We start from the raw sequence: 26816 nt of genomic DNA on the forward strand, positions 1-26816 counted from the left end.
CTTGGGGTGACGGCGGCGGACAGGGCGTGCAGATCGGAACCGGAATACCGTATCGTCGGACGATGAGCAGACACCCCGGCCTGGACGCCGTCGAGAGCATCCTGCGGAACGCCCGGAACCCCGAGCTTCGCGGGCTGCTGGAGTACTGGGTCGCGATCCATCCCGGGGACCGGCTGCCGTCCCGGCGGGACTTCGACCCGCTCAAGGTGCGGAAGGCCCTGCCCAACCTCGTGCTGACCGACGTCGAGCGCGACCCGTACCGGTTCAGGATCCGCCTGATGGGGACCGCGGTGGTGGCGGCGATGCAGCGGGACTTCACCGGTCGCTACCTCGACGAGGTCTGGCCCGATGCCCAGAACCAGCTGCTCGTGCGCCATCGGGTCGAGGTCGCGGAGACCGGCCTGCCGAATTACCGCTACGGCCTGTCGCCGACACCGTTCCGGCTCGGCTTCGCGCCGCTCGAGCGGGTGTTCCTGCCGCTGGCCGAGGACGGCGAGCGGGTCGACATGATCCTGAGCATGGTCGCCTACATGGAGCGCTCCGGCGGGTCCGACGCGCCGGCCATCGGCTGATCCCGGCCCGGTGCGGGGTCTTGTCGGGCGGTCCCGGCAAGTAGTGGAACCGGGCGCTGCGGAGCATTGCCGCGGTGGCGTTCTGAATTCCGAAGACGAGTCGGCCGTTCGAGACAGGCGGACTCCAGGACCCGCGCATCGCGATCCGCGGTTCGTCGGCTGGAACGGCGGTTTCGTGGCCGCTTTCCTTGTCGAACCGGCGGGTTTGGGTGTAGGGGGGAGGGATCCCAACACGGCACCCACAGGGGGAAACAACCATGAAACGTGTGCTGCCCTTGCTGTGCGCAGCGGTCTTCGCCACCGCCGCCCACGCCCAGGAGCCGGTGAAGATCGGCATGCTCCAGGGCTTCACCGGGCCCACGGAGTCGCTGGTCAAGCCGATGGCTCTCGGCGGCGAGATGGCGATCAAGGAGGTTTCCGACAGCGGCGTCTTCCTCGGTGGCCGCACGGTCGTCCCGGTCCGCGGCGACAGCACCTGCATCGATGCCGCCGCCGCGACCGCGGCCGCCGACCGGCTGGTCACCTCCGAGGGCGTTCAGGGCATCAACGGCGCCACCTGCTCGGGCGCGACCACCGCGGTGCTCAACAACGTCGTGCGGCCGAACGGCATCGTCATGATCTCGCCGTCCGCCACCTCGCCGGCGCTCAGCACCATCGAGGATGACGGCTACTTCTTCCGGACCGCCCCGTCGGACGCGCGGCAGGGCCAGATCATCGGCGAGATCCTGGTCGCCAAGGGGATCAAGACCGCCGCCCTGACCTACACCAACAACGACTACGGCAAGGGCCTGGCGGACTCGATCCAGGCCGCCTATGAGGCCAAGGGCGGCAAGATCACCGCGGTCGCCGCCCACGAGGACGGCAAGGCCGACTACTCGGCCGAAGTCGCCACCCTGGCGTCCGCCGGCGGCGAGGTGCTGATCGTGGCCGGCTATCTCGACCAGGGCGGCAAGGGCATGATCCAGGCGGCCCTCGACACCGGGGCGTTCGAGCGCTTCGTGCTGCCCGACGGCATGGTCGGCGAGGCCCTGACCGACCACTTCGGCAAGGCGCTCGACGGTTCGATCGGCACCAACCCGGGCACCGACAGCCCGGGGGCGTCGATGCTGGCCAAGCTGGCCGGCGGCAAGGGCTTCAAGGGCGACGACCCGTACGTGCCGGAGTGTTACGACGCCTCGGCGCTGCTGCTGCTGGCCATGCAGTCCGCCGGCAGCACCGACAGCGCGGTCTACAAGGACCACGTCGTGAAGGTCGCCAACGCGCCCGGCGAGAAGATCTACCCGGGCGAGCTGAAGAAGGGGCTGGAGATCCTGGCCAAGGGCGGCGACATCGACTACGTCGGCGGCACCGCGCTCGAGCTGATCGAGCCGGGCGAGTCCGCCGGCAGCTTCCGCGAGACGGTGGTCGAGAACGGCAAGTGGAAGACGGTGGCCTACCACTGATCCGTCCGCTTGCCGAGAACAGGTCCAGAAATCAGGGAAACGGTCGGGCCGCGGCCTGACCGTTTCTCGTCCACCGGTTCGCTCAATGATCAAAGTCGAAGACGTAACCAAGAACTTCGGGGGCATCCGGGCGGTCGACGGCGTCTCGCTGGAAATCCAGAAGGGCTCGATCACCGGGCTGATCGGCCCGAACGGCGCCGGCAAGACCACGCTGTTCAACATCGTCGCCGGGCACTTCCCGCCGTCGTCGGGGCGGATCTACCTCGACGGCGAGGACGTCACCGAGCTGCAGCCGCACGAACTGTTCCACAAGGGGCTGCTGCGAACCTTCCAGATCGCCCACGAGTTCTCCAGCCTGACCGTGCTGGAGAACCTGATGGTGGTCCCGGGCGACCAGCCGGGCGAGGACCTGCGTCACGCCTGGTTCAACTACCGCCGGGTGGTCGCCAACGAGGAGCGGGTGCGCGAGCGTGCCCGCGAGGTCGTCGAGTTCCTCGAGATCCCGCACCTGGAGAACGAACTGGCCGGCAACCTGTCGGGCGGCCAGAAGAAGCTGCTCGAGCTCGGCCGTACCATGATGGTCGACGCCAAGATCGTGTTCCTCGACGAGGTCGGCGCCGGGGTGAACCGCACGCTGCTGCAGACCATCGCCCGCTCGATCCAGCGCCTCAACCGGGAGCGCGGCTACACCTTCTGCCTGATCGAGCACGACATGGACTTCATCGCGCGGCTCTGCGACCCGGTCATCGTGATGGCCGAGGGCCGGCTGCTCACCCAGGGCTCGGTCCAGGACGTCATGAACGACGAGAGGGTGATCGAGGCCTATCTGGGCACCGGCCGGAAACACAAGCGGGTCTCGGAGTCATGAGCTTCCTCTCGGCGACCGGCATGACCGGGGGATACGGCGGCGTCGACATCATCCACGGCTGCGACATCACCGTGGAGCGCGGCGAGATCGCCGTGGTCGTGGGGCCGAACGGCGCCGGCAAGTCGACCGCGATGAAGGCGGTGTTCGGCATGCTGGCCCTGCGCGCCGGCAGCGTGGTGTTCGACGGCCGGGACATCACCCGGCTGGCCCCGCAGCAGCGGGTCCGCCAGGGCATGGGGTTCGTGCCGCAGAACCGCAACGTCTTCGTGTCCCTGACGGTCGAGGAGAACCTCGAGATGGGGGCGTTCATCCGCGACGACGACATCTCCGCGACCAAGGAGCAGGTGTTCGAGCTGTTCCCGGTGCTGGCGGAGAAGCGCAACCAGCCGGCCGGCGAGCTGTCGGGCGGGCAGCGCCAGCAGGTCGCGGTCGGCCGCGCGCTCATGACCCAGCCCAAGCTGCTGATGCTCGACGAGCCGACGGCGGGCGTGTCGCCGGTGGTCATGGACGACCTGTTCGACCGCATCGTCGAGATCGCCCGGACCGGGATCGCCATCCTGATGGTCGAGCAGAATGCGCGGCAGGCGCTGGAGATCGCCGACCACGGCTTCGTCCTGGTCCAGGGACGCAACCGTTTCACCGACACCGGCGAGGCGCTGCTGGCGAACGAAGAGGTTCGCCGCTCGTTCCTGGGGGGCTGACATGGAGTTCGCCAACGCCTTCGCCCTGCTGGCGAATTTCGTGATCGTCCCGGCGATCGCCTACGGCGCGCAGCTCGCGCTCGGCGCGCTCGGGGTCACCATCATCTTCGGCATCCTGCGGTTCGCGAACTTCGCGCACGGCGAGCTGATGTCGTTCGGCACCATGGTGGCGATCCTGGCGACCTGGTTCCTGCAGGCCCAGGGGATCGGCATCGCGCCGCTGCCGACCGCCCTGCTGGCGCTGCCGGTCGGCGTCCTGGGGGCGGTCGCCGTCGCGGTGCTGACCGACCGCTACGTGTTCCGGTTCTACCGCCGCCGGCGGGCCAACCCGATCGTGTTCGCGATCGTCTCGGTCGGCGTGATGTTCGTGCTGGCCGGGGTGATCCGCATCGTGATCGGCCCCGACGACCAGAGCTTCGCCGACGGCGCGCGGTTCCTGGTCACCTACCGGGACTCCAAGGCGGCGATGGGGATCGACCAGGGCATCGCGGTCAAGCAGACCCAGGTGATCACGGTGATGGTGACGCTGGTCGTGGTCGCGCTGCTGTTCTGGTTCCTGCGCCGGACCCGCTGGGGCAAGGCCATGCGCGCCTACTCCGACGACGAGGACCTGGCGCTGCTGTCGGGCATCGATCCGGAGCGGGTGGTGCTGATCGCCTGGACCATCGCCGCCGCGCTGGCCGCCATCGCCGGCACCCTGTACGGCCTCGACAAGACCTACAAGCCGTTCATCTTCCTGCAGATTCTGCTGCCGATCTTCGCCGCCACCATCCTCGGCGGCATCGGGCAGCCGGTCGGCGCCGTCCTGGGGGGCTTCATCGTCGCGTTCTCGGAGGTCACGGTGACCTACGCCTTCAAGCGCTTCCTGGCCTATCTCGGACCCGAGGGCTGGGCGCCGGACGGCCTGGTCCAGCTGCTGTCGACCGACTACAAGTTCGCGGTCTCGTTCGTCATCCTGGTGGCGGTCCTGCTGGTCCGGCCGACCGGCATCATCCGAGGCAAGGTCATATGACCAGGAAGGTCGCCCTCTACTACGGCCTGATGGGGCTGGTGCTGGCCGGGGTCGGCGTCTTCCAGAGCTGGAACGTCGCCTTCGGCATCGCCAACCTGTGCCTGATCTCGGCGGTCATGGCGCTCGGCGTGAACATGCAGTGGGGCTATGCCGGGCTGTTCAACGTCGGGATCATGGGGTTCACCGCGCTCGGCGGGCTGACCGCGGTGCTGGTCTCCATGCCGCCGGTGCAGGAGGCCTGGGCGGTGGCCGGCGGCGACCTGTTCCTATCGTTCCTCAGCCTGGTCGCCACGGTGGTCGCGATCGTGTTCGCCAGGCGCGCGGTGCCGCCGATCGCCCGGCTGCCGGTGACCGTCCTGCTGATCGTCGCCGGCTACTTCCTGATCAACCGGTTCTTCGTGCCGGCCACCGAGCGGATCGAGGCGATCGACCCGGCGCTGTCGGGGTATCTCGGCGGCCTCGGGCTGCCGGTGCTGATCGCCTGGCCGCTGGGCGGGCTGGTGGCGGCGGGCGCCGGCTGGCTGATCGGCAAGATCGCGCTCGGGCTGCGGGCGGATTATCTCGCGATCGCCACTCTCGGCATCTCCGAGATCATCATCGCCGTCATCAAGTACGAGGAGTGGCTGTCGCGCGGCGTGAAGAACGTCACCGGCATCCCGCGCCCGGTGCCCTACGAGGTCGACCTGGTCGAGGCCGGCTGGTTCGTCGACCTGGCCACCCGGCTCGGGGCGACGGACATGGCGGAGGCCGCGAGCCTGTTCGTCAAGGCCTGCTACCTGGTCCTGTTCGCCGCCGTGCTGGCGGTCGTCATGTGGTTCGCCGAGCGGGCCCTGCGCTCGCCGTGGGGGCGGATGATGCGGGCGATCCGCGACAACCGGGACGCCGCCGCCGCGATGGGCAAGAACGTCAAGGCGCGTCACCTCCAGGTGTTCGTGCTCGGCTGCGCCACCTGCGGCATCGCCGGGGCGATGCTGGCGACCCTCGACGGCCAGCTCACGCCGACCAGCTACATCCCGCTGCGCTTCACCTTCCTGATCTGGGTGATGGTGATCCTCGGCGGCTCCGGCAACAACTGGGGGGCGGTGCTCGGCGGCTTCGTGATCTGGCTGCTGTGGGTCGAGGCCGAGCCGCTGGGCAACTGGTTCATGACCGCGGTCACGGCGCCGCTGCCGGGCGATTCCTTCCTCGCCCAGCACCTGCTGGCCGGGGCGGCCTACACCCGCTACCTGCTGATGGGGGCGATCCTGCTGCTGGTCATGCGGTTCGCGCCGAAGGGGCTGATTCCGGAGCGCTGAACGGCCGGGCGCGGTCTATACGAACTTCCGGAAGATCTTGGTCTGGTCGAACAGCTCCTCCAGGATCCGCATGCGCTCCTTGGTCTCGCTCCAGGTCGCGGTCTGCACGGCGGCGATCAGGGCCTCGACCACGAACAGCGTGACCACGGAGGAATCCCAGGCCGACGGCGCCTCGATGCGGACCCGGAAGCTGTGGGTCGCCAGCTTGGCGGCCGGCGACCCCCACTGGTCGGTGAACAGGATCAGCTTCACGCCGCGGGCCGTTACGGTCTCGGCCAGCCGCAGCACGTCGTGCTCGTAGCGCCGCACGTCGAAGGCGACCAGCACGTCGCCCTCCTTCATGTTCAGCACGTAGTGCGGCCAGGTGTTGGAGTTCGGGGCGATCAGGGTCAGGCCGCTGCGGATCACCTGCATGTGGGTGAAGAAGTAGTCGGCCAGCGAGCGGGTGATCCGGCCGCCGACCACGTAGACGTCGCGCCTGCGGTCGCGCAGCAGGGCGGCGGCGCCGTCGAACTCCTCGATGCCGATCTGCCGCAGGGTCTGCCGCAGGTTCTCGGTCACCGCCTCGGCGAAGCGGTTGAGGATGTGGGTGTCTGGCGCGCTCTCGGCCCAGCGGTCGTGCTTGGCGATCGGGCTGGAGATCGTCGCCTCCAGCTCCGCGCGCAGCGCCGCCTGCAGCTCGGGGAACCCGCCGAAGCCGAGCTTCTTGGCCATCCGGACCACGGTCGGCGTCGACACCCCGGACACCTCGGCCAGCGCGGTGATGCTGCCGAGCCCGGAGACCGGGTAGTTGGCCAGGATCGCGTTGGCGAGCTGGCGTTCGGCCCGGGTGAGGTCTTGAAAGCGGTCGCGGATGCCGTCGGCGACCGTCTGGTCGCGGCTCGAACTCATCGTCGAACGTCTCCCCCTGCCGGTCGGTCCCCTGCGGGCCACGGGCGGCCCGTCCAGTGTTTCAGAAAGATACTTGACTGTCTCTTTCGATCTGAAACTATATTTTCAGAGTGGGATCGGGGGACACCACGATGCGCGCGAAGATTCCCAACGTCGCTGCCGGTCTGCCGCGCACGGGACCCGTCGACGTGGTGAACCCGGCCGGCCGCGGCGGCTTCGTGCTGGTCTGCGAGCATGCCGGGAACTTCATCCCGCCGGAGCTGCACGACCTCGGTCTCGGGCCCGGGTTGACCACCAGCCATATCGCCTGGGATCCGGGGGCGCTGCCGGTCGCGCGCGAGATGTCGCGGATCCTGGACGCGCCGCTGGTCGCCCAGCGCATGTCCCGCCTGATGTACGACTGCAACCGCCCGCCCGAGTCCGAGAGCGCGATCCCCGAGATCAGCGAGATCCACCCGGTGCCGGGCAATGCCGGGCTTACGCCGAAGGCGCGCCGGGCCAGGGTGGACGCGATCTACGTCCCGTTCCGGGACACCCTGGCGGCCTGCATCGACGGCCGTGTCGCCGCCGGCGAGGCGCCGGTGATCGTTACCGTCCATTCCTTCACGCCGGTGTACAAAGGGGTCCGGCGCGAGCTCGACGTCGGGATCCTGCACGATACCGACACCCGGGTCGCCGACGCCGTGCTGCGGCTTGCCGAGGCCGACGCCGACGTTGTGGTCCGGCGCAACCAGCCGTACGGTCCCGAGGACGGCGTGACGCATACGTTGCGGACGCAGGCGCTGCCGCGCGGGCTGGGAAATGTCATGATCGAGGTCCGCAACGACCTGATCCGGGACGGCGTCAGCCAGCGGGCGATGGCCGGGCGGCTGTCGCGGTGGCTGCTGGCGGCGCAGGCCGAGCTCGCCGCCGGCTCCGTCCCTTCACGCCAATCGCCGCGGGTCGGCTGAACGCGGCCGGGGGAGCGATGCCGAGAGCGATCGAACTGTACGTGCGCTACGTCGAGGCCGTGAACCGGCGGGTCGGGCGGATCGCGATGTACCTGATCTTCGTGCTGGTCGGCATCCTGCTGTGGTCGTCGATCTCCAAGACCTTCTTCCTGCCGTCGCTTTGGACGCTGGAGATGGCCCAGTTCATGATGGTCGCCTACTACATCCTCGGCGGTCCGTACTCGATCCAGCTCGACGCCAACGTCCGGATGGACCTGGTCTACGGCAGCTGGTCGCCGCGCACCAAGGCCTGGGTCGACGCGTTCAGCGTGCTGTTCCTGATCTACTTCCTGGGCGTGCTGCTGTACGGCGGCCTGAACTCGACGATCTACTCGCTGGAGTACGGCGAGCGCAGCCCGACGGCCTGGCGACCGTATCTCTGGCCCATCAAGATCGTGATGTGCGTCGGCATCGGCCTGATGATCCTCCAGGCGGTCGCCGAGTTCTTCAAGGACCTCGGCCGGATCCGCGGGGAGCAGCTCTGATGTCGTACGAGCTGATCGCGATCCTGATGTTCTCGGCCATGATGCTCATGCTCATGACCGGGCAGCGGGTGTTCGGGGCCATCGGCTTCGTCGGCGCCGCCGCCGCCATGCTGCTGTGGGGCACCGGCGGGTCCGACATCCCGTTCTCGGCGGCCATGAAGCTGATGAAGTGGTACCCGCTTCTGACCCTGCCGATGTTCATCTTCATGGGCTACGTGCTGTCGGAGTCGCGGATCGCCGACGACCTGTACCGCATGTTCCACGTCTGGATGGGGCCGGTGCGCGGCGGCCTGGCGATCGGGACCATCGGCCTGATGGTGCTGATCTCGGCCATGAACGGCCTGTCGGTCGCCGGCATGGCGATCGGCGCCACCATCGCCCTGCCCGAGCTGCTGCGCCGCGGCTACGACAAGACCATGGTCACCGGCGTCATCCAGGCCGGGTCGAGCCTTGGCATCCTGGTGCCGCCGTCCGTGGTGCTGGTGCTGTACGCCATGATCGCCCGCCAGCCGGTCGGCCAGCTCTGGCTCGCCGGCGTGGTGCCGGGGCTGATGATGGCCGGGCTGTTCGTGCTCTACATCGCGATCCGCTGTCACTTCCAGCCGCGCCTGGGGCCGGTGCTGCCGGCCGAGGAACGCGACATCCCGTTGTCCGAGAAGCTGAGCCTGCTGCGCGCCGGCCTGCTGCCGCTCGGCATCTTCGCGGCCATGATGGTGCCGTTCGTCAACGGCTGGACCTCGCTGGTCGAGAGTTCGGCGATCGGCGCCATGACGGCGTTCCTGGCGGCGGTGCTGAAGCGCCGGATGACCCGCGAGGTGTTCGAGACCTCGGTGCGCCAGACCCTGGCGATCTCCTGCATGTTCATGTGGATCATCCTGGCGGCGCTCGGCTTCGGGGCGGTGTTCGACGGGCTCGGCGCGGTGCGGGCGATCGAGGACCTGTTCACCGAGCAGCTCGGCCTGTCGCCCTGGATGATCCTGATCCTGATGCAGCTCAGCTTCATCGTCATGGGCACGTTCCTGGACGACACCGCGATGCTGGTGATCGTCGCCCCGCTCTACGTACCGCTGGTGCAGGCGCTCGGCTTCGACCTGATCTGGTACGGGGTGCTGTACACGATCACCACCCAGATCGCCTACATGACGCCGCCGTTCGGCTACAACCTGTTCCTGATGCGGGCGATGGCGCCGCCGAGCATCAGCATCCACGACATCTACCGCTCGATCGTGCCGTTCGTGGCGGTGATGGTGATCGCGCTGGCGCTGGTCATGGCGTTCCCGCAGATCGCGCTGTGGCTGCCGCACGCCGTCTACTCGAAATAACCGCAGAGAGCCCCGGCCAAGGGGCCGGAAACCCGGAACGAACAGGGGACTTCAACATGACGACACGACGCAAGATCCTGACGACCGGCCTGGTCGGCGGCGCCGCCGCCCTGGCCGCCCCGGCCGTGCACGCCCAGAAGACCATCAAGTGGCGCATGCAGACCTATGCCGGCCCGGCGCTGGCCGAGCACGTGGTCAAGCCGGCGATCGACAGCTTCAACAAGATCGCCGGCGACCGCATGCAGATCGAGCTGTACTTCGCCGATCAGCTGGTCCCGACCGCCGAGCTGTTCCGCGCCATGCAGCGCGGCACCATCGACGCGGTGCAGTCCGACGACGACTCCATGGCGTCGCCGACCGAGGTGACGGTGTTCGGCGGCTACTTCCCGTTCGCCAGCCGCTACAGCCTGGACGTGCCGGTGCTGTTCAACCAGTACGGCCTGAACGAGATCTGGGACGCCGAGTACTCCAAGGTCGGCGTCAAGCATCTGTCGGCCGGGGCCTGGGACCCCTGCCACTTCGCCACCAAGGAGCCGATCAACAGCCTCGAGGACCTGAAGGGCAAGCGGGTGTTCACCTTCCCGACCGCCGGCCGGTTCATGGCGCAGTTCGGCGTGGTGCCGGTCACCCTGCCGTGGGAGGACATCGAGGTCGCGGTCCAGACCGGCGAGCTCGACGGCATCGCCTGGTCGGGCATCACCGAGGACTACACCGTCGGCTGGGCCGACGTGACCGACTACTTCCTGACCAACAACATCTCCGGCGCCTGGGCCGGCTCGTTCTTCGCCAACATGGACCGCTGGAACGAGCTGCCCGACGACCTCAAGGAGCTGCTGAAGCTGACCATGGACAGCAGCCACTACTACCGCCAGTGGTGGTACTGGGGCGGCGAGGCGTCGCTGCGGGTCAACGGCACCAAGATGAAGCTGACCACCATCCCCGACGCCGAGTGGGACCAGGTCGAGAAGGCGGCCGTCAAGTTCTGGGACGAGATCGCCGCCGAGTCCGAGACCAAGAAGAAGGTCGTGGACATCTTCAAGAAGTACAACGCCGACATGCAGAAGGCCGGTCGCCCGTACCGGTACAGCTGACGGCAAGGGTGTGGGTCCCGGATGCGTCCCGCCTGCCGGCGGGCCGCTCCGGGATGAGGGGCGGGGGAGGCGCTTCTCCACCCCCCTCATCCCGGCCGTAGCGGCGACGCCGCGGAGAGCCGGGACCCACCGGCCGCCTCGACGCATACGCCCACCACTCGCCGGGACTGGCGCTTCCCGGCGGACGTGATACAGCAGCGCCCGATCAACCCTCATCGCGACGGACGACATGGCTGGCAGACTGACCCTCGACGAACTCAAGCAGGCCGTGGCCGACGGCACGATCGACACGGTGATCGTCGCCCAGGTCGACATGCAGGGCCGGCTGATGGGCAAGCGCATGCAGGGCGAGTACTTCGTCGAGAGCGCCTGGAAGGAGGTGCACTCCTGCAACTACCTGCTGGCGACCGACCTGGAGATGACCACGGTCGAGGGCTACAAGTCGACCAGCTGGGAGGCCGGCTACGGCGACTACACCATGCGGCCCGACCTCTCGACCCTGCGCCGGGTGCCGTGGCTGGAGGGCACCGCCCTGGTGCTGTGCGACGTGCTCGACCACCACGGCCACGCCGAGGTGCCGCACGGCCCGCGCGCCATCCTGAAGAAGCAGATCGCCCGGCTCGAGGCCATGGGCATGAAGGCGATGATGGCCACGGAGCTGGAGTTCTTCCTGTTCCGCGACAGCTACGACGCCGCGCACGCCGCCGGGTACCGCAATCTCGCGACCCTCAGCAACTACAACGCCGACTATCACATCTTCCAGACCACCAAGGAGGAGGACGTGATCCGGGCGATCCGCAACGGGCTGCAGGGTGCCGACGTTCCGGTCGAGAACTCCAAGGGCGAGGCCGATGCCGGCCAGTGCGAGATCAACGTGCGCTACGCCGACGCCCTGACCATGGCCGACCGCCACGCCATCACCAAGAACGCCTGCAAGGAGATCGCCTGGGCCAAGGGCCGGTCGATCAGCTTCATGGCGAAGTGGAACACGGACGCCGCCGGCAACTCCTCGCACATCCACCAGTCGCTGTGGAGCCTGGACGGCAGGCCGCTGTTCCACGACCCGGACGCCGAGAACGGCATGTCCGACACCATGCGGCACTACATGGCCGGGCTGCTGCACAACGCCCGCGACGTCACCCTGTTCCTGGCGCCCTACGTCAACTCCTACAAGCGCTTCGTGAAGGGCACCTTCGCGCCGACCAAGGCGGTGTGGTCGCTGGACAACCGGACCGCCGGTTTCCGGGTGTGCGGCGCCGGCACCAAGGCGGTCCGCGTCGAGTGCCGGGTCGGCGGCGCCGACCTGAACCCGTACCTGGCGATGGCGGCCCTGCTGGCCGCCGGCATCGACGGCATCGAGAACGAGCGCGCCCTGGAGCCGGCCTTCGTCGGCGACGCCTATGGCGGCACCGGCGTGCCGGAGGTGCCGACCACCCTGCGCGAGGCGATCGCTGCGCTCGACGGCTCGGAGACCATGCGCCGGGCGTTCGGCGACGACGTCGTCGACCACTACCTGCACGCCGCCAGCTGGGAGCAGTCGGAATACGACCGCAAGGTCACCGACTGGGAAGTGGCGCGCGGCTTCGAGCGGGCCTGACCCGCAAAGCGAGGAAACGATGAGCACGATGATCCGCTGCATCTCGCCGATCGACGGCTCGGTGTTCGCCGAGCGTCCGGCGATGTCCCTGGAGGCCGCCCGCGCCGCCGTCGACGGGGCCCGCCGCCTGCAGGCGGAATGGGCCGCCCGGCCGCTGGCCGAGCGCATCGCCCTGGTCCGCGCCGGCGTCGCCCGGCTCGGCGAGATGAACGACGAGGTGGTGCCGGAGCTGGCCCGCATGATGGGTCGGCCGGTGCGCTACGGCGGCGAGTTCCGGGGCGTGAACGAGCGCGCCTCCTACATGGCCGACATCGCGGAGACGGCGCTGGCACCGGTCGTGGTCGAGGACTCCGATCGCTTCGAGCGCCGCATCCTGCGCGAGCCGCACGGCGTGGTGTTCGTGGTGGCGCCCTGGAACTATCCGTACATGACCGCGATCAACACCGTCGCCCCGGCGCTGATCGCCGGTAACGCGGTGGCGCTCAAGCACGCCTCGCAGACCCTGCTGGTCGGCGAGCGCATGGTGCGGGCGTTCGAGGAGGCGGGGCTGCCCAAGGGGCTGTTCGTCAACCTGTTCCTGGACCACGCCACCACCGAGGCGCTGATCGCCGGCCGGGCGTTCGACTTCGTCAACTTCACCGGCTCGGTCGGCGGCGGCCGGGCCATCGAGAAGGCGGCGGCCGGCACCTTCACCGGGCTCGGGCTGGAACTCGGCGGCAAGGACCCAGGCTATGTGATGGACGACGCCGACCTGGACGCCGCCGCCGACACCCTGATCGACGGCGCCATGTTCAACTCCGGCCAGTGCTGCTGCGGCATCGAGCGGATCTACGTGGTCGACAGCCTGTACGACGCGTTCGTCGAGAAGGCGGTGGCGATGGTCAGCGGCTACAGGCTCGGCGACCCGCTCGATCCCGAAACCACGCTCGGCCCGATGGCCAATGTGCGGTTCGCGAAGGAGGCCCGCGCCCAGGTCGCCGAGGCGGTCGCCGCTGGCGCCCGGCCGCTGATCGACCCGAAGCTGTTCCCGCAGGACGACGGCGGCACCTACCTGATGCCGCAGATCCTGGTCGACGTGACCCACGACATGGCCGTCATGCGCGACGAGACCTTCGCCCCGGTGGTCGGCATCATGAAGGTGTCGGGCGACGACGAGGCGGTCCGGCTGATGAACGACAGCGAGTTCGGCCTGACCGCCTCGCTGTGGACCCGCGACGCCGGGCGCGCCGCGGCGATCGGCGCCCGCATCGAGACCGGCACCGTGTTCATGAACCGCGCCGACTACCTGGACCCCGGCCTGTGCTGGACCGGCTGCAAGGACACCGGCCGCGGCGGCGCGCTGTCGATCATCGGCTTCCAGAATCTCACCCGTCCCAAGTCCTACCATCTGAAGAAGGCGTGACCGGCATGTCGTCCCCGACCGCGAACTGGAGCTACCCGACCGCGATCCGCTTCGGCGCCGGCCGGATCAAGGAACTGCCGCAGGCCTGCGCCGCCGCCGGCATCGAGCGACCGCTGCTGGTGACCGACCGCGGCCTCGCCGCCCTGCCGATCACGGCGGCGACCCTGGACATCCTGGAGGCCGCGGGCCTGGGCCGGGCGATGTTCTCGCAAGTCGACCCGAACCCGACCGACGTCAACCTCGCGGCCGGCGTCGACGCCTTCAGGGCCGGCGGCCATGACGGGGTGATCGCGTTCGGCGGCGGCTCCGGCCTCGACCTCGGCAAGCTGGTGGCGTTCCAGGCCGGCCAGACCCGGCCGGTGTGGGACTTCGAGGACATCGGCGACTGGTGGACCCGGGCCGACGCAAGCGCGATCGCGCCGAACATCGCGGTGCCGACCACCGCCGGCACCGGCTCCGAGGTCGGCCGCGCCGGCGTCGTGACCAACTCGCAGAGCCACGTGAAGAAGGTGATCTTCCACCCGAAGATCCTGCCGTCGGTGGTGATCTGCGATCCCGAGCTGACGGTCGGCATGCCGAAGCCGATCACCGCCGGCACCGGGCTCGACGCCTTCGCGCACTGCCTGGAGGCGTACTGCAGCCCGTTCTACCACCCGATGAGCCAGGGCATCGCGCTCGAGGGCATGCGGCTGGTCAAGGAATACCTGCCGCGGGCCTATGCCGACGGCTCCGACATCGAGGCGCGCGCCCACATGATGAGTGCCGCCGCCATGGGCGCGGTCGCCTTCCAGAAGGGGCTCGGCGGCATCCACGCGCTCTCGCACCCGGTCGGCGCGGTCTACAACACCCACCACGGCACCACCAACGCGGTGGTGATGCCGGCGGTGCTGCGCTTCAACCGGGAAGCGGTCGAGGACCGGCTGGCGGCGGCGGCGGCCTATCTCGGGGTCGGCAGCAGCTTCGACGCGTTCTACGACCTGGCACTGAGGCTGCGGGCCGAGATGGGCATCCCGGAGAAGCTGCGCGACCTCGGGGTCGGCACCGACCGGATCGACGAGCTGGCCGCCATGGCGATCGTCGACCCGACCGCCGGCGGCAACCCGGTCGAGCTCACCCTGGACGCCGCCAAGGCGCTGTTCCACGAGGTGATCTGACCCCCTTCGGGAACGCCCGTCGCTTTGTGGGTCCCGGATCGTCGCTGCGCGCCGTCCGGGATGAGGGGCGGGGTATGGTCTGCCTTCCCGCCCTCATCCCGGCCGCAGGGGTGTAGCCCCGGAGAGCCGGGACCCGCCACTCCCCCACGTCGCCTCTTGCCCGGCGCCGCCTGCTGGCTATCTTCAGCCCCCGAAGCGCCCCCCGGCACGGCGGCGGGCCATGACGGGCGGGACGCGTCCATGAAGGCTCTCGGGCTGAACTGGCAGATCGGCAGCAATTACGGCTGGGGCACCTACGGGATGGAGCTGGCGCTCCACCTGTTCCGGCGCGGCGGGCCGCGGACCGTGCTGCTGCAGGGCGCGGCCGATTTCCGCACCGACGAGCTGCAGTTCGCGCGGCTCGACTACATGGTGCGCTCCTCGGCCAAGGCGGTCGCCGGCGACCGGCAATGGTTCGACCTGTACCGGCCCGGCAACGGCCTGGTGGTGGCGCACGCGCTCGGCAACAACGCCGAGCCGGCGTTCGCGCCGAACCGGGTCGCCGTCGCCGCCGACCGGGAGGTCGCGCTGACCTTCATCGAGAACACCGCCTGCAGCGAGGCCGCCCGGCGGCGCTTCGCGTCCTTCCCGCTGGTGGTCGCAGGCTCGGACTGGTGCCGCGACATGCTGGCCGGGCTCGGTGCCGCGAACCCGGTCTCCTGCATCCAGGGCATCGACCCGTCGGTGTTCCACCCGGCGCCCCGGCGCGGCGACTTCCGGGACCGCTTCGTGATCTTCAGCGGCGGCAAGCTGGAGTACCGCAAGGGCCAGGACATCGTGCTGGCGGCGGTTCGCGCGTTCCGCTCGCGGCACCCTGAGGCCCTGCTGGTCACGGTCTGGGGCAATGTCTGGAAGCAGTCGCGCGGCATCGCGCAGTTCCGGCACTCGCCGCACGTCGCCGGTCCGCCGCCGGTGTCGCCGGAGAAGGGCATCGACTGGCTGTCCTGGATGCGCGAGCTCGGCGTCGCCCTGAACGACATCACGATGTTCGGGTTCTTCACCCACGACCGGCTGCCGCTGCTGATGCGCGAGGCCGACGTGGCGCTGTTCCCGAACCGGGCCGAGGGCGGCACCAACCTGGTGGCGATGGAGGCGATGGCCTGCGGCGTGCCCACCATCCTGTCGGCCAACACCGGGCATCTCGACATCATCGCCGACGGCGCCTGCATCCCGCTGCGCAGCCAGCGCCCGGTGGCGGCCGACGAGCCCGGGCTCGGCACCGAGGGCTGGGGCGAATCCGACGTGGACGAGATCGTCGAGGCGCTGGAGCGGGTGTGGCAGGACCGCGAGGCGGCGCGGGCGATCGGGGCGGCCGGCGCCGCGCACATGGCGCGGTTCACCTGGGCGGCTCAGCTCGACAAGCTGATGGGGCTGATCGAAGGGCAGGCCTGACAAAAGCTTGGGCCGGGCGGCCGCAACCGCCCTATCATGCCGCCTCCCGCCCGCGTGACTTCCGTCGGAACTCCCGGATGCTCGAGAACACCATCGCCCTGCTGACGGTGGCGCTGCCGCTGATGGGCAGCCCCGGCCCGGCGATCGTCAGCCTGGCGGCCACCGGCTCCAGCTTCGGCTTCCGGCCCGGCCTGCGCTATCTCGCCGGCATCCTGCTCGGCAACTCGACGGTGCTGCTGATGGTGGCGGCCGGCATCACCGGCATGGTGCTGGCATTGCCGGCCGCCGTGCCCGTCCTGACCGGCATCGGCCTCGCCTACCTGCTGTACCTGGCCTGGAAGATCGCCACCGCCCCGGTGGTCCGCACCGCGGCCGAGCCGGGGAGGGAGCCGACGACCGCCGGCGGCTACCTGCTGTCGCTGGTCAACCCCAAGGCCTACGCCGCGATCGGCGCGGTGTACGCCAGCGGCAGCATCGTGCCCGGCGACCCGGTGCTGGACACCGCGTTGAAGATCGCCGTGCTGATCGGCGTGAACGTCACCGTGAACACCGCCTGGCTCGGCATCGGCGCCGCGTTCTCGTCGGTGCTGCGCAACCCGCGCACCGGAAGGGCGCTGAACTGGTCGCTCGCCGGCCTGCTGCTGGCCTCGGTGGCGTACACGGTGCTGCGGTAGCTACACCGCCACGCTCATGGCGCCGTCGACGCTGAGCACGTGGCCGCTGACGAAGGCGCCGGCCGGGCTCATCAGGTAGACCGCGGCGCCGCCGAGCTCCTCCGGCTGGGCCCAACGGCCCATCGGGGTGCGGCCGACCACCCAGCTGTTGAACTGCTCGTTCTCGATCAGCGCGGTGTTCATCTCGGTGGCGACGTAGCCGGGGGCGACCGCGTTGACCCGGACGCCGCGGCCGCCGAGCTCGACCGCCATGGCGCGGGTCAGGGCGCGCAGGCCCTCCTTGGCGGCGATGTAGGCCGGCACCGTCGGCCGCGCGATCGGGCCCAGCATCGACACGGTGTTGACGATCGAGCCGCCGCCGGTCTGCACCATCCGCTTCGCCGCCTCGCGCCCGAGCACGAAGCAGGCGGTCAGGTTGGTCTCGACCACCCGGCGGAAATCCTCGGTCGGGAACTCCAGCACCGGCACCCGGTGCTGCACGCCGGCATTGGCGATCAGCCCCCAGATCGCGCCGTGGCGGGCGACGACGCGGTCGAGCGCGGCGGTCGCCGCCGCCTCGTCGGTGACGTCGAACGCCTCGCCCTCGGCGTCGTGGCCGGCGGCCGCCAGTTCGTCGACCTTGGCGGCCAGGGTGTCCGGGTTGCGGCCGTTCAGCACGACGCGCGCGCCGTGTTCGGCGCAGGCCTTGGCCATCGCGAAGCCGATCCCGCGCGAGGCGCCGGTGATCAGGATGGTGCGTCCGGTCAGGTCGAACAGCGTGGTCGCGATGGCCATGGTCGTCTCGTCCGCGGGATAAGGGAACCGGCAGGGTATGGGCGGTGCCGGCGGGCCACAACCCGCTTTGACGGGAGGTCCCGCCGGGCCTAGCGTTGTTACCGACCGACAGGATCCCCGGGAGAGACGCCATGGCCTTCGCCCTCGACGACGCGGCGCGCGCCGCCTTCCACCGCGACGGCTACTTCATCGCCCGCAGCCTGTTCGACGCCGAGGAGACCGCCCTGCTGCGGGCCGCCATGGAGACCGACCCCGAGGTCAGGCGCAACCTGTACGACCGCTTCGATTCCGGCGGCAAGGCCACGAAGATGGTGAGCTGGAACCACCCCGGCGACAGCGTCTACGGCCTGGCGGCGAGGTCGCGCCGGATCGTCGACGCCATGGCCGACCTGCTGGGCGACGAGGTCTACCACTACCACTCCAAGCTGACGGCCAAGGAACCGCGGGTCGGCGGGGCCTGGGAATGGCACCAGGACTACGGCTACTGGTACAACAACGGCTGCCTGTTCCCGGACATGGCCAGCGTGCAGATCGCGCTCGACCGCACCGACCGCGACAACGGCTGCCTGCAGGTGCTGCGCGGCTCCAACCGCATGGGCCGGATCGACCACAAGATGCTGGAGGGCAGCCAGGTCGGGGCCGATCCGGTGCGGGTCGGGAAGGCGCTCGAGCGGCTGGAGCGGGTGTACTGCGAGATGGAGCCGGGCGACGGGGTGTTCTTCCACTGCAACACCCTGCACCGGTCCGACCGCAACGAGAGCGACAATCGGCGCTGGACCCTGATCTGCTGCTACAACGCCCGCGGCAACGATCCGTATCTCGCCCATCACCACCCGTTCTACTCGCCGATCGCCGTGGTCGAGGACGACGCCATCAAGGCGGCCGGGATGAAGCTGGCCGACGGGGCGACCGAGAACTTCTCGTCCAAGCCGAACGACCCGCCGGAGATCGCCGGCTCCAAGGCCGGGCGCGAGGACGAGCGCTGGATCGCCGCACGGCGCTAGCAGGCAGGGATCAGGAGGTGCTCTTGCGCACCTGCTCGCGGTGGAACACGTACAGGCCGCTGGCCACCACCACGGCGGCGCCGACAACGGTCCATTCGTCCGGCAGGTGGCCGAACACCAGGAAGCCGGCGGTCGTCATCCACAGGATGCCGGTATAGCTGAAGGGTGCGAGCAGCGAGGCCGGGGCGAACCGGTGGGCGATGATCAGCAGCCAGTGGCCGACCCCGCCGAACACCCCGAGCATGCACAGCAGCGCCCAGGCCAGCGGCCCCGACGGCGGCTCCCAGATGAACGGCAGCAGCGGCACCAGCACGACCGTGCCGAACAGCGGCGAGTACAGCGAGGTGGTGTCGGAATGGTCGCGCGCCGCCAGCTTGCGCGTGGTGATCTGGTACAGCGCCACCGCCACCGCGTTGCACAGCGACAGGCCGATCGCCCAGTGCAGGGTGGCGCCGCCCGGCCGCACGATGATCAGCACCCCGACGAAGCCGACGGCGATCGCCGTCCAGCGCCGCCAGCCGACCCGCTCGCCCAGCAGCGGCACCGACAGGGCGGCGACCAGCAGCGGCACCGTGAACATGATCGACGAGGTGGTGGCGAGCTGCAGCCAGCGCAGCGCGAAGAAGTTCAGGATGGTCGACATGAACAGGAAGATCGAGCGGACGATCTGCAGCTTCAGGTTCGAGGACGCCAGCACCCGGGTGCCCTTGCGCGGCAGCAGCACGGCGGCGACCAGCACCGCGTGGCCGACGAACCGTGCCCACACGATCTGCAGGCTGTTCATCTCCTGCGCCAGCAGCTTGGCCGAGGTGTCGAGGAAGGTGAACAGCAGGAACGCCGCCACCATCAGCAGGATGCCGGTTCCGCGGCGGCTGTCGTCGAGATATCCGGTGGTGGACAGGGCCGCCTCCCGCGGCGATTGACGGCGCAGTCTTAGCGCACCGGTCGCCGGGCGTCGACACGATCGCCCCTGCACACCGTCCGGACGTGCTAGATTGCCGGCGGGACGTGCAACATCAACCGGGGACGGGGTCACGGCAAGTGGCAGACCTGCTCGACGGCATCGAGACCAGCGAGGAACGCTCGCGGGCGTTCGCGGCGTATTGGGGGTCGCTGCCCAAGACGGCGCTGATTCCGCACCGCGACCGGTTCCGGCCGGAAGCGATCCCGCGCCTGCTGCCGAACATGGTGATTCACGAGCTGGTCTCGCCCGAGATGCTGCGGCTGCGGCTGGTCGGCTCGGCGGTGATCCAGGACTACGGCCAGGAGATCACCGGCCGCAACTACCTGGACTTCGTCGACGAGCCGCGGCGGCCGAAGGCATCGCGGGCGATCCACGTGATCTGCGAGCAGCCGGCCGGCATGCTGGTGCAGCTGAGGTCGGTCACCCGGGCCGGCCGGATCATGACCCGCGAGTCGATCGCGTTCCCGATGCGCGGCGACGGCGACGTCGCCAACCTGGTCTACTTCTGCTCGAGCCCGGCCCGCGAGCGCGAGATCGTGGGACCGGAGGTCGACCAGCTGCAGGTCATGAACGTGATGCGCCGCACCTACATCGACATCGGGGCGGGCCTGCCGGACTTCCGCGACTGAGGGGCGACGGATCGGTTCGCCGCCCTTCCCCCGCTGAGCCGGCCGCGGCTTTCGGTCGGCATAGCGGAAGCGGGCGGTCGATTCACCCTATGCGGGATTTGTCGGGTTCCGCGGGTCAACGGTTCCGCTGTAGGTGCGCTGCGCGACCGGGGTGTCGGCGATGCGCCGGCGCAGCGCCGCGATGAAGCCGGCTTCGGCCCGGTTCCGCCCGCGCTTCGGGTTGGTCACCAGGTAGATGTCGATCGCCGGCGGGTCGCGGTACGGCGGCAGCCGCCACAGCAGGCCGTCTCTGACGTCGCGTTCCATCACGTGGATCGGCAGCGGCCCGATGCCGAGGCCGCACAATACCATGCGCCGGACCTCCTCGAGGTGCGGCGACTGGCCGACCACCGGCTGGCCGAGCTCGTACTGCCGGCGCAGCAGCGCGACCGGCCTGAGCGCGTCGCCGACATAGTCGGTGTCGAACGACACCGCGGCCAGGCCGCGCAGATCGTCCAGCCGCAGGCCCTTGCGGCCGAACAGCGGATGCGCCGGGCCGCAGAAGAAGCCGAAGAACTCGCGGTAGATCATCTGGTAGTCGAGCTGCGGCAGCCGCTTGTTCACCAGGCAGATCCCCAGGCTGGCGGTGCCTTCCTGCACGCTGCGGGCGACGTCGGCGCTGGTCTCGATCTTGATCCGGTAGGTGGCGCCCGGGTGCGCGGCGTGGAACGCGGCGATGGTGTCGTCGAGCAGCGGCGTGATCACGTGGCTGGCCAGCGAGATGTGCACGTTGCCGGTGATCGTCTGAGACGCCGCCGTCGCGACATCGGCCAGCCGGGCGATGCTGCCGTAGATCCCGACGCATTCCCGGTACAGCTCGCGGCCGGCGGCGGTCACCCGGAACACCCCGCGGCCGCGCTCGATCAGCCGGGCGCCGAGCCGGCCTTCCAGGCGCTGCAGGGCCTGGCTGACGGTCGGCTGGCGCAGCAGCAGGCGGTGCGCGGCGGCGGTGATCCCGCCCTCCTGGACGATGATCACGAAGGTCCGCAGCAGGTTCCAGTCGAGCTCGCCGACGAACTTCTCGGACAGGTCGGCACGCGGGGGCTGCATAATCTCCATCAATGCTCCGGATAGTGAATATCAATTTGTACTATAGATTTGGCCGTTGCGATACTCCGCCGTCGGTCCGAGGCGCGGGCCGCCCGAAAGGCGGAGTTGCGGAAACCCGATGGCGCAGGCGCGTGAAATCGACCCCCGGCCCTGGTATCTGCTGTCTCCGGCGCTGCTGGCGATCGCCCTGCTGGTGGTCGTGCCGATGTCGTTCATCCTGGTCTATTCGTTCTACGAGAACATCGACCTCGGCCTGGACGCGCCGGCCTTCCAGTTCGGCAACTGGCGGGAACTGCTGACCGACGGCTACTATCACGATGCGATCTGGAAGACCTTCCGGCTGTCGGCGATCGTCACCGTCCTGGCGGCGGTGCTGGGCTACGTCCCGGCCTACTTCATCGCCAACACCCGGTTCCGGCACAAATGGCTGCTGCTGCTGCTGCTGATCCTGCCGTTCTGGGTCAGCTTCATCATCCGGACGCTGTCCTGGATCCACATCATGGGCAACCAGGGGGCGATCAACGGCCTGCTGCTGTGGCTGGGGGTGATCGACGAGCCGCTGCCCATGATGTTCAACGAGTTCGCGGTGATCGTCGGCTTCATCCACGTGTTCCTGCCGTACATGATCCTGAACGTGTACGTCAGCCTGGAAGGGATCGACCGCAACCTGGAGCCGGCCGCCCGGACCCTCGGCTGCACCCCCTGGCAGGCGTTCCTCGAGGTCACGCTGCCGCTGTCGCTGCCCGGGCTCGCCGCCGGCTGCCTGCTGGTGTTCGTGCTGACCGCCGGCAGCTACGTGACGCCGCTGATCCTCGGCGGCCCCGACGACTTCCTGTTCGGCAACCTGATCTACGACGCGGTGCTGTCGGAGCTGAACTGGCCGATGGGCGCCACCCTGTCCTTCGCCCTGCTGGTCCTGCTCGGCGTGGTGGTCGTGGTGTACAGCCGGTTCATGCGCCTGAACCAGCTGTCCAAGGCGTTCGGGTAGGGGCGGCGCGATGCGGGCATGGGGTTGGATCAGGGCGTATGCGGTCGCGGTCTACGTGTTCATGTTCGCACCGGTGGCGGTGGTCCTGCTGCTGGCCTTCAACAGCTCGCAGTTCAGCGGCTTCCCGATCGAGGGATTCAGCCTGCGCTGGTTCCGCCGGCTGTTCGAGAACGAAGCGATCATGCGGGCCTTCGAGACCTCGTTCTCGCTCGGTCTGCTGACCGCGGCCTGCGCCACCACGCTGGGCATCCTGGCGTCGCTGGCGCTGGTCCGCTACCGGTTCCGGGGCAAGGACTGGATCACCGCGCTGCTGATCTCGCCGGTGCTGGTGCCGGAGACGGTGCTGGCGGTCGGGCTGCTGATCTTCCTGCGCTGGCTGTCGATGCCGCGGTCGTTCCTGCTGCTGCTGCTTGGCCACACCATGATCGCGCTGCCGTTCGTGGTGCTGGTGGTGCAGGCCCGGCTGGTCGGGATCCGGCGCGACTACGAGGAGGCGGCCCGCAGCCTCGGCGCCTCGCCGCTCGAGACCTTCTGGCAGATCACCCTGCCGCTGCTGATGCCGGCGGTGTTCGCGGGCGCGCTGTTCGCCTTCACGATCTCGTTCGACAACATCACCGCCACCATCTTCTGGCGCCCGGCCGGCACCGAGACCGTGCCGACCCAGATCTTCGGCATGCTGCGCAACTCGGTGAGCCCGGAGATCAACGCGCTCGGATTCGTGATGATCGTGGTCACCGTCGGCGTGCCGCTCGCCGCCGGCGCCCTGGCCCGCTACTTCGCGCGGCGGCGGCAATGAGCGCGGCGCGAACCGGCGCCCGTCGCACCGTGGGTCCCGGCTCTTCGCGGCGTTGCCGCTGCGGCCGGGATGAGGGTGTGAGGGTACTGCCTTCCCGTTCGCTTGCCTCATCCCGGCCGGCGCGAAGCGGCGAGCAGGGACCCATCCGCTCCATCGGTGCCGACCGACAACAACCAACCAATCGTCAAGAACAGGGAGACGACAGATGAAGATCGACAGCACGAAACGCTACGAGGTTCTGCGCGAGCGGCTCGGCAACGGCGACGTCGACCGCCGGACCTTCTTCCGCCTGCTCGGTTTCGCCGGGATGGCGGCCGGGGTGTCCGGCGGGGTCATGACCGGGCTGTCGCGCCGGGCGCTCGCCGCCGGTACCGAGCTGCACTTCGAGGGCTGGGGCGGCGTGGTCAGCGAGGCGCTGCGCAAGCACGCCTTCGATCCCTACGAGAAGAAGACCGGCAACACCGTGATCGACGCCACATTCGGCGGCGAGGCCGAGGTGCTGACCAAGGTCCGGGCCGCCGGCAGCACCGACGGCCACAACATCCTGCATTCCTCGGGGGTGAGCTGGTACAAGCGCTGGGTCGACGCCGGCTACGGCACCGAGCTCAACCTGGCCAACATCCCGAACGTCGACAACGTCATGGACTCGATCATGGCGCCGTTCCGGGCGATCACGCCGGACAGCCTGTCGGCCGTGCCCTACGACTACGGCACCACCGGCATCGCCTACAACACCGAGCACGTCTCCAGGGAGCAGGCCGAGAAGCTCGGCGCCGACCTGCTGCTGGCCAAGGAGCTGAAGGGCAAGATCGGCGGCTGGGGCGGCGACTGGGCCAATCGGGCCTGGTACGGCGCCCTGCAGTCCGGCCAGGACCCGAACGACATCGAGGACTGGGACGCGGTCTGGGACAAGGTGCGCGAGCACCGCTCCCTGGTGCTGAAGTACTGGAGCTCGGGCGCCGAGCTGATGGACCTGCTGGCCAAGGGCGAGATCTGGGTCACCGAGGCGTGGTCCGGCCGGGTCGCCGCCCTGCAGGCCCAGGGCCATCCGATCGGCTATCTCGACCCGAAGAACGGGCTCGCCTGGATGGAGAGCATGTTCGTGCTCAAGGGCTCGCCGATGGCCGAGGCCGAGGAGCTGCTGAACTTCATGCTCGACCCGCAGACCGCGATCGCGGTGGCCGAGGGCCAGAAGTACCCGCCGTCCCTCGACCCGCAGAAGGTCGCGATGACGCCGGTCATCGAGAAGCTGCCGGCCTACGATCCGACCGGCAAGCTGGCCGGGCTGGTGTTCCGCGACCCCGACAAGTGGAACCCGGTCGAGAAGCAGCAGCGCAAGGCCTGGAACCGCATCAAGAAGGGCGCCTGACGGCGGCGCGTCGCCGGGGCCGGCCGAGTGCCGGCCCCGGCACCTCCGGACAACCACAACGGGCGGGGCTGCCGTGGCACGCGTCGAACTCAAGGGTGTGAGCAAGTCGTTCGGGCCGATCACCGCGGTCCGCAAGGCCGACGTGGTGTTCGAGGAAGGCTCGTTCACCACGCTGCTGGGCCCGTCGGGCTGCGGCAAGACCACGATCCTGCGCATGGTGGCCGGGCTGGAGACGCCGACCGGCGGCGACATCCTGGTCGGCGGCCGCCGGGTCAACGACGTGCCGATCCACAAGCGCAACCTGGGGCTGGTGTTCCAGAACTACGCGCTGTTCCCGCACAAGACCATCGCGCAGAACATCGCGTTCGGCCTGAAATACCGCGGGGTGCCGAAGGCCGAGGCGAGCGACAAGGTGCGCCAGGCGCTGGAGATCGTCCGCCTGCCCGGCGTCGAGGACCGCTACCCGAGCCAGCTCTCGGGCGGCCAGCAGCAGCGCATCGCGCTGGCCCGCGCGATCGTCATCGAGCCGGACGTGCTGCTGCTGGACGAGCCGCTGTCGGCGCTGGACGCCAACCTGCGCGAGGAGATGCGGGTCGAGCTGAAGGCGATCCAGCACCGCATCGGCGTGACCTCGATCTTCGTCACCCACGACCAGTCGGAGGCGCTCGCCATGTCCGACCGCATCGTGGTGATGAGCGCCGGCGAGGTGCAGCAGGAGGGCGTGCCGGAGGAGGTCTACAACACCCCGGCCAACGAGTTCGTGGCGCGGTTCCTGGGGGCGGCCAACCTGTTCGACGCCCGGGTGACCGGGGCGGACGCCGGGTCGGTCGAGCTCGACACCGCGGCGTTCGGCCGGCTGGCGGTGCCGCGCGAGCGGGCGCTGTGGCTCGGCGACGCCACGGCCGCCCGCCTGGTGGTGCGGGCCGAGAAGCTGGCGTTGAGCGCCGGCGACGCGGTGCCGGCGGGCACGGTCGGGGCTCCGGCCACGGTTGAGGCCGTCGACTACCAGGGCCAGCTGGCGCGCTACTTCCTGCGCATCGGCGACAGCCGGCTCCAGGCGATCCAGATGATCGACGGCCGGCCGTTCCCCGAGGGGGCGACCGTCACCGTCGCCGTGCGGCCCGAGGACTGCACCGCCCTGCCCGTGGAACGCGCCGCGGGGACGACGTGACCGGCACGGCCGACGTCCTGGTGATCGGCGGCGGCATCGCCGGCGTCTCGGCGGCCGCCCGGATCGCGCCCGACGCCCGGGTGACCGTGCTGGAGCACGAGGGCGCGATCGGCGTCCACGCCACCGGGCGCTCGGCGGCGATCTTCATTGCCAACTACGGCAACGCCACCCTGAGGTCCCTGAACGCCGTCAGCGGGCCGGAACTGGAGGCGCCGGACTTCCTGGACGACACGGTGCTGTCGCCGCGCGGCGAGATGGTGGTGGCGACCGAGGCGGAGCTGCCGGACCTGGAACGGCACCTGGCCGAGGGTACCGGCGTCGAGCGGCTGACACCGGACGAGGCGGTGGCCCTGGTGCCGGTGCTGCGCCGCGAGCTGATCCATGGTGCCGCCATCGAGCGCGATGCCCGCGACATCGACGTCGACCGGCTGCTGCAGGGCTTCGCCCGCCTGCTGCGCCGCCACGGCGGCCGGATCGTGACCGGCGCCGGGGCCGGGCGGATCGAGCGGGCGGATGGCGTCTGGCGGGTCGCGACGGCGGCCGGGGCATTCGAGGCGCCGGTGCTGGTCAACGCCGCCGGCGCCTGGGCCGACACGGTCGCCGGCCTGGCCGGCGCGACGCCGGTCGGACTGGTGCCGATGCGCCGGTCGGCGGCGATCCTGCCGGCGCCGCCGGGTCACGCGGTCGACCGCTGGCCGCTGTTCGTGTCGGCTTCCGAGAGCTGGTACGCCAAGCCCGAGGCCGGCAAGCTGATGGTGTCGCCGGCCGACGAGGATCCGGTGGAGCCGCATGACGCCTGGCCCGACGACATGGTGCTGGCCGAAGGCCTCGACCGGTTCGAGCGCATGACCACGGTCGAGGTCACCCGGGTCGAGCGCAGCTGGGCCGGGCTGCGCAGCTTCGTGGCCGACCGTACCCCGGTGGTCGGGTTCGCCCCCGATGCCGACGGCTTCTTCTGGCTGGCCGGACAGGGCGGCTACGGGGTCCAGACCTCGCCGGCGCTGTCGCGGCTGGCCGCCGACCTGGTGCTGGGCCGGGTACCGGCGCTGCCGGCCGACGTGGTGGCGGCGCTGCACCCGGGACGACCGGGGCTGGCTGCCTGATCC

Annotated in this window: 26 protein-coding genes; 22 read left to right on the forward strand and 4 right to left on the reverse strand. The window is 69.7% G+C overall.

Annotated features, from left to right (window positions below):
- The first annotated feature begins 62 nt into the window (after positions 1-62).
- The 6 genes from IE246_RS22425 to IE246_RS22450 all read left to right on the forward strand — a co-directional run bounded on the left by IE246_RS22425 (position 63) and on the right by IE246_RS22450 (position 5890).
- Positions 63-572 (forward strand): PAS domain-containing protein, encoded by a 510-nt coding sequence (locus IE246_RS22425; protein ID WP_189993870.1) that lies wholly within the window; start codon positions 63-65, stop codon positions 570-572.
- Between the two features lie 257 nt (positions 573-829).
- Complete coding sequence (locus tag IE246_RS22430) at positions 830-2014, forward strand: ABC transporter substrate-binding protein (RefSeq protein ID WP_189993872.1); 1185 nt, start codon at positions 830-832, stop codon at positions 2012-2014.
- An 85-nt stretch (positions 2015-2099) separates the two neighbouring features.
- Positions 2100-2882 (forward strand): ABC transporter ATP-binding protein, encoded by a 783-nt coding sequence (locus IE246_RS22435; protein ID WP_189993874.1) that lies wholly within the window; start codon positions 2100-2102, stop codon positions 2880-2882.
- On the forward strand, positions 2879-3583 hold the full coding sequence (locus tag IE246_RS22440; RefSeq protein ID WP_189993876.1) for an ABC transporter ATP-binding protein: 705 nt from the start codon (positions 2879-2881) through the stop codon (positions 3581-3583). The genes IE246_RS22435 and IE246_RS22440 overlap by 4 nt, the downstream gene beginning before the upstream one ends.
- A 1-nt stretch (position 3584) precedes the next feature.
- Positions 3585-4595 carry a branched-chain amino acid ABC transporter permease gene (locus tag IE246_RS22445; RefSeq protein ID WP_189993878.1) on the forward strand — a complete coding sequence of 337 codons (1011 nt, stop codon included), beginning with the start codon at positions 3585-3587 and terminating at the stop codon, positions 4593-4595.
- Complete coding sequence (locus IE246_RS22450) at positions 4592-5890, forward strand: branched-chain amino acid ABC transporter permease (RefSeq protein ID WP_189993880.1); 1299 nt, start codon at positions 4592-4594, stop codon at positions 5888-5890. The genes IE246_RS22445 and IE246_RS22450 overlap by 4 nt, the downstream gene beginning before the upstream one ends.
- A 15-nt stretch (positions 5891-5905) precedes the next feature.
- Here the strand turns inward: IE246_RS22450 and IE246_RS22455 are convergent, their stop codons facing one another.
- Positions 5906-6781, reverse strand: a complete 876-nt coding sequence (locus tag IE246_RS22455) for a MurR/RpiR family transcriptional regulator (protein ID WP_189993882.1) — start codon at positions 6779-6781, stop codon at positions 5906-5908.
- A 131-nt stretch (positions 6782-6912) separates the two neighbouring features.
- Here IE246_RS22455 and IE246_RS22460 point away from each other — a divergent pair, with 131 nt between their 5' ends.
- The 9 genes from IE246_RS22460 to IE246_RS22500 all read left to right on the forward strand — a co-directional run bounded on the left by IE246_RS22460 (position 6913) and on the right by IE246_RS22500 (position 16926).
- Positions 6913-7731 (forward strand): N-formylglutamate amidohydrolase, encoded by an 819-nt coding sequence (locus IE246_RS22460; RefSeq protein ID WP_189993883.1) that lies wholly within the window; start codon positions 6913-6915, stop codon positions 7729-7731.
- Positions 7732-7748: 17 nt separating this feature from the next.
- The gene (locus tag IE246_RS22465; protein ID WP_189993885.1) at positions 7749-8255 is read left to right on the forward strand and encodes a TRAP transporter small permease subunit; all 507 of its coding nucleotides are present in this window, start codon (positions 7749-7751) and stop codon (positions 8253-8255) included.
- Positions 8255-9577 carry a TRAP transporter large permease gene (locus IE246_RS22470; RefSeq protein WP_189993887.1) on the forward strand — a complete coding sequence of 441 codons (1323 nt, stop codon included), beginning with the start codon at positions 8255-8257 and terminating at the stop codon, positions 9575-9577. Before IE246_RS22465 ends, IE246_RS22470 begins: the two co-directional genes overlap by 1 nt.
- Positions 9578-9633: 56 nt before the next feature.
- Positions 9634-10668 carry a TRAP transporter substrate-binding protein gene (locus IE246_RS22475; protein WP_189993889.1) on the forward strand — a complete coding sequence of 345 codons (1035 nt, stop codon included), beginning with the start codon at positions 9634-9636 and terminating at the stop codon, positions 10666-10668.
- 229 nt (positions 10669-10897) lie between these two features.
- The gene (locus IE246_RS22480) at positions 10898-12265 is read left to right on the forward strand and encodes a glutamine synthetase family protein (protein ID WP_189993891.1); all 1368 of its coding nucleotides are present in this window, start codon (positions 10898-10900) and stop codon (positions 12263-12265) included.
- A gap of 19 nt (positions 12266-12284) precedes the next feature.
- Positions 12285-13667, forward strand: a complete 1383-nt coding sequence (locus tag IE246_RS22485; protein WP_189993893.1) for an aldehyde dehydrogenase family protein — start codon at positions 12285-12287, stop codon at positions 13665-13667.
- A gap of 5 nt (positions 13668-13672) precedes the next feature.
- On the forward strand, positions 13673-14821 hold the full coding sequence (locus IE246_RS22490) for an iron-containing alcohol dehydrogenase (protein WP_189993895.1): 1149 nt from the start codon (positions 13673-13675) through the stop codon (positions 14819-14821).
- Between the two features lie 240 nt (positions 14822-15061).
- The gene (locus IE246_RS22495) at positions 15062-16252 is read left to right on the forward strand and encodes a glycosyltransferase family 4 protein (RefSeq protein ID WP_189993897.1); all 1191 of its coding nucleotides are present in this window, start codon (positions 15062-15064) and stop codon (positions 16250-16252) included.
- 77 nt (positions 16253-16329) lie between these two features.
- Complete coding sequence (locus tag IE246_RS22500; protein WP_189993899.1) at positions 16330-16926, forward strand: LysE family translocator; 597 nt, start codon at positions 16330-16332, stop codon at positions 16924-16926.
- On the opposite strand, the gene IE246_RS22505 is transcribed toward IE246_RS22500, so the two are convergent.
- Complete coding sequence (locus IE246_RS22505; RefSeq protein WP_189993901.1) at positions 16927-17700, reverse strand: SDR family NAD(P)-dependent oxidoreductase; 774 nt, start codon at positions 17698-17700, stop codon at positions 16927-16929.
- 131 nt (positions 17701-17831) lie between these two features.
- Here IE246_RS22505 and IE246_RS22510 point away from each other — a divergent pair, with 131 nt between their 5' ends.
- Positions 17832-18704, forward strand: coding sequence for a phytanoyl-CoA dioxygenase family protein (locus IE246_RS22510; protein ID WP_189993903.1), 873 nt, complete (start codon positions 17832-17834; stop codon positions 18702-18704).
- Between the two features lie 10 nt (positions 18705-18714).
- Here IE246_RS22510 and IE246_RS22515 read toward each other — a convergent pair whose 3' ends face one another.
- The gene (locus IE246_RS22515; RefSeq protein WP_229837440.1) at positions 18715-19680 is read right to left on the reverse strand and encodes a DMT family transporter; all 966 of its coding nucleotides are present in this window, start codon (positions 19678-19680) and stop codon (positions 18715-18717) included.
- A 65-nt stretch (positions 19681-19745) separates the two neighbouring features.
- Here IE246_RS22515 and IE246_RS22520 point away from each other — a divergent pair, with 65 nt between their 5' ends.
- A complete protein-coding gene (locus IE246_RS22520) occupies positions 19746-20297 on the forward strand; it encodes a PAS domain-containing protein (RefSeq protein WP_189993905.1) in 552 nt (183 codons plus the stop codon).
- Positions 20298-20384: 87 nt separating this feature from the next.
- Here IE246_RS22520 and IE246_RS22525 read toward each other — a convergent pair whose 3' ends face one another.
- Entirely contained in the window at positions 20385-21395 is a 1011-nt protein-coding gene (locus tag IE246_RS22525) for a LysR family transcriptional regulator (RefSeq protein WP_229837441.1), read from the reverse strand.
- Positions 21396-21504: 109 nt separating this feature from the next.
- Between IE246_RS22525 and IE246_RS22530 the strand changes: the two genes are divergently transcribed.
- From IE246_RS22530 to IE246_RS22550, 5 genes are all read left to right on the forward strand, one after another.
- Positions 21505-22374, forward strand: coding sequence for an ABC transporter permease (locus IE246_RS22530; RefSeq protein WP_189993907.1), 870 nt, complete (start codon positions 21505-21507; stop codon positions 22372-22374).
- A 10-nt stretch (positions 22375-22384) separates the two neighbouring features.
- Positions 22385-23170, forward strand: coding sequence for an ABC transporter permease (locus tag IE246_RS22535; RefSeq protein ID WP_189993909.1), 786 nt, complete (start codon positions 22385-22387; stop codon positions 23168-23170).
- A gap of 205 nt (positions 23171-23375) precedes the next feature.
- Positions 23376-24539, forward strand: coding sequence for an ABC transporter substrate-binding protein (locus IE246_RS22540; protein WP_189993911.1), 1164 nt, complete (start codon positions 23376-23378; stop codon positions 24537-24539).
- 73 nt (positions 24540-24612) lie between these two features.
- Positions 24613-25710 carry an ABC transporter ATP-binding protein gene (locus IE246_RS22545; RefSeq protein ID WP_189993913.1) on the forward strand — a complete coding sequence of 366 codons (1098 nt, stop codon included), beginning with the start codon at positions 24613-24615 and terminating at the stop codon, positions 25708-25710.
- The gene (locus IE246_RS22550; RefSeq protein WP_189993915.1) at positions 25707-26813 is read left to right on the forward strand and encodes an NAD(P)/FAD-dependent oxidoreductase; all 1107 of its coding nucleotides are present in this window, start codon (positions 25707-25709) and stop codon (positions 26811-26813) included. Before IE246_RS22545 ends, IE246_RS22550 begins: the two co-directional genes overlap by 4 nt.
- The last annotated feature ends 3 nt before the right edge of the window (positions 26814-26816 follow it).

Origin of the sequence: Thalassobaculum fulvum (assembly GCF_014652915.1) — a bacterium.
Classification (GTDB): domain Bacteria; phylum Pseudomonadota; class Alphaproteobacteria; order Thalassobaculales; family Thalassobaculaceae; genus Thalassobaculum_A; species Thalassobaculum_A fulvum.

What these genes read in the sequence shown, in the direction of transcription:
- IE246_RS22425 (WP_189993870.1), top strand. Translation starts at nt 63, where the DNA reads ATGAGCAGACACCCCGGCCTGGACGCCGTCGAGAGCATCCTGCGGAAC.
- IE246_RS22430 (WP_189993872.1), top strand. Translation starts at nt 830, where the DNA reads ATGAAACGTGTGCTGCCCTTGCTGTGCGCAGCGGTCTTCGCCACCGCC.
- IE246_RS22435 (WP_189993874.1), top strand. Translation starts at nt 2,100, where the DNA reads ATGATCAAAGTCGAAGACGTAACCAAGAACTTCGGGGGCATCCGGGCG.
- IE246_RS22440 (WP_189993876.1), top strand. Translation starts at nt 2,879, where the DNA reads ATGAGCTTCCTCTCGGCGACCGGCATGACCGGGGGATACGGCGGCGTC.
- IE246_RS22445 (WP_189993878.1), top strand. Translation starts at nt 3,585, where the DNA reads ATGGAGTTCGCCAACGCCTTCGCCCTGCTGGCGAATTTCGTGATCGTC.
- IE246_RS22450 (WP_189993880.1), top strand. Translation starts at nt 4,592, where the DNA reads ATGACCAGGAAGGTCGCCCTCTACTACGGCCTGATGGGGCTGGTGCTG.
- IE246_RS22455 (WP_189993882.1), bottom strand. Translation starts at nt 6,781, where the DNA reads ATGAGTTCGAGCCGCGACCAGACGGTCGCCGACGGCATCCGCGACCGC.
- IE246_RS22460 (WP_189993883.1), top strand. Translation starts at nt 6,913, where the DNA reads ATGCGCGCGAAGATTCCCAACGTCGCTGCCGGTCTGCCGCGCACGGGA.
- IE246_RS22465 (WP_189993885.1), top strand. Translation starts at nt 7,749, where the DNA reads ATGCCGAGAGCGATCGAACTGTACGTGCGCTACGTCGAGGCCGTGAAC.
- IE246_RS22470 (WP_189993887.1), top strand. Translation starts at nt 8,255, where the DNA reads ATGTCGTACGAGCTGATCGCGATCCTGATGTTCTCGGCCATGATGCTC.
- IE246_RS22475 (WP_189993889.1), top strand. Translation starts at nt 9,634, where the DNA reads ATGACGACACGACGCAAGATCCTGACGACCGGCCTGGTCGGCGGCGCC.
- IE246_RS22480 (WP_189993891.1), top strand. Translation starts at nt 10,898, where the DNA reads ATGGCTGGCAGACTGACCCTCGACGAACTCAAGCAGGCCGTGGCCGAC.
- IE246_RS22485 (WP_189993893.1), top strand. Translation starts at nt 12,285, where the DNA reads ATGAGCACGATGATCCGCTGCATCTCGCCGATCGACGGCTCGGTGTTC.
- IE246_RS22490 (WP_189993895.1), top strand. Translation starts at nt 13,673, where the DNA reads ATGTCGTCCCCGACCGCGAACTGGAGCTACCCGACCGCGATCCGCTTC.
- IE246_RS22495 (WP_189993897.1), top strand. Translation starts at nt 15,062, where the DNA reads ATGAAGGCTCTCGGGCTGAACTGGCAGATCGGCAGCAATTACGGCTGG.
- IE246_RS22500 (WP_189993899.1), top strand. Translation starts at nt 16,330, where the DNA reads ATGCTCGAGAACACCATCGCCCTGCTGACGGTGGCGCTGCCGCTGATG.
- IE246_RS22505 (WP_189993901.1), bottom strand. Translation starts at nt 17,700, where the DNA reads ATGGCCATCGCGACCACGCTGTTCGACCTGACCGGACGCACCATCCTG.
- IE246_RS22510 (WP_189993903.1), top strand. Translation starts at nt 17,832, where the DNA reads ATGGCCTTCGCCCTCGACGACGCGGCGCGCGCCGCCTTCCACCGCGAC.
- IE246_RS22525 (WP_229837441.1), bottom strand. Translation starts at nt 21,395, where the DNA reads ATGGAGATTATGCAGCCCCCGCGTGCCGACCTGTCCGAGAAGTTCGTC.
- IE246_RS22530 (WP_189993907.1), top strand. Translation starts at nt 21,505, where the DNA reads ATGGCGCAGGCGCGTGAAATCGACCCCCGGCCCTGGTATCTGCTGTCT.
- IE246_RS22535 (WP_189993909.1), top strand. Translation starts at nt 22,385, where the DNA reads ATGCGGGCATGGGGTTGGATCAGGGCGTATGCGGTCGCGGTCTACGTG.
- IE246_RS22540 (WP_189993911.1), top strand. Translation starts at nt 23,376, where the DNA reads ATGAAGATCGACAGCACGAAACGCTACGAGGTTCTGCGCGAGCGGCTC.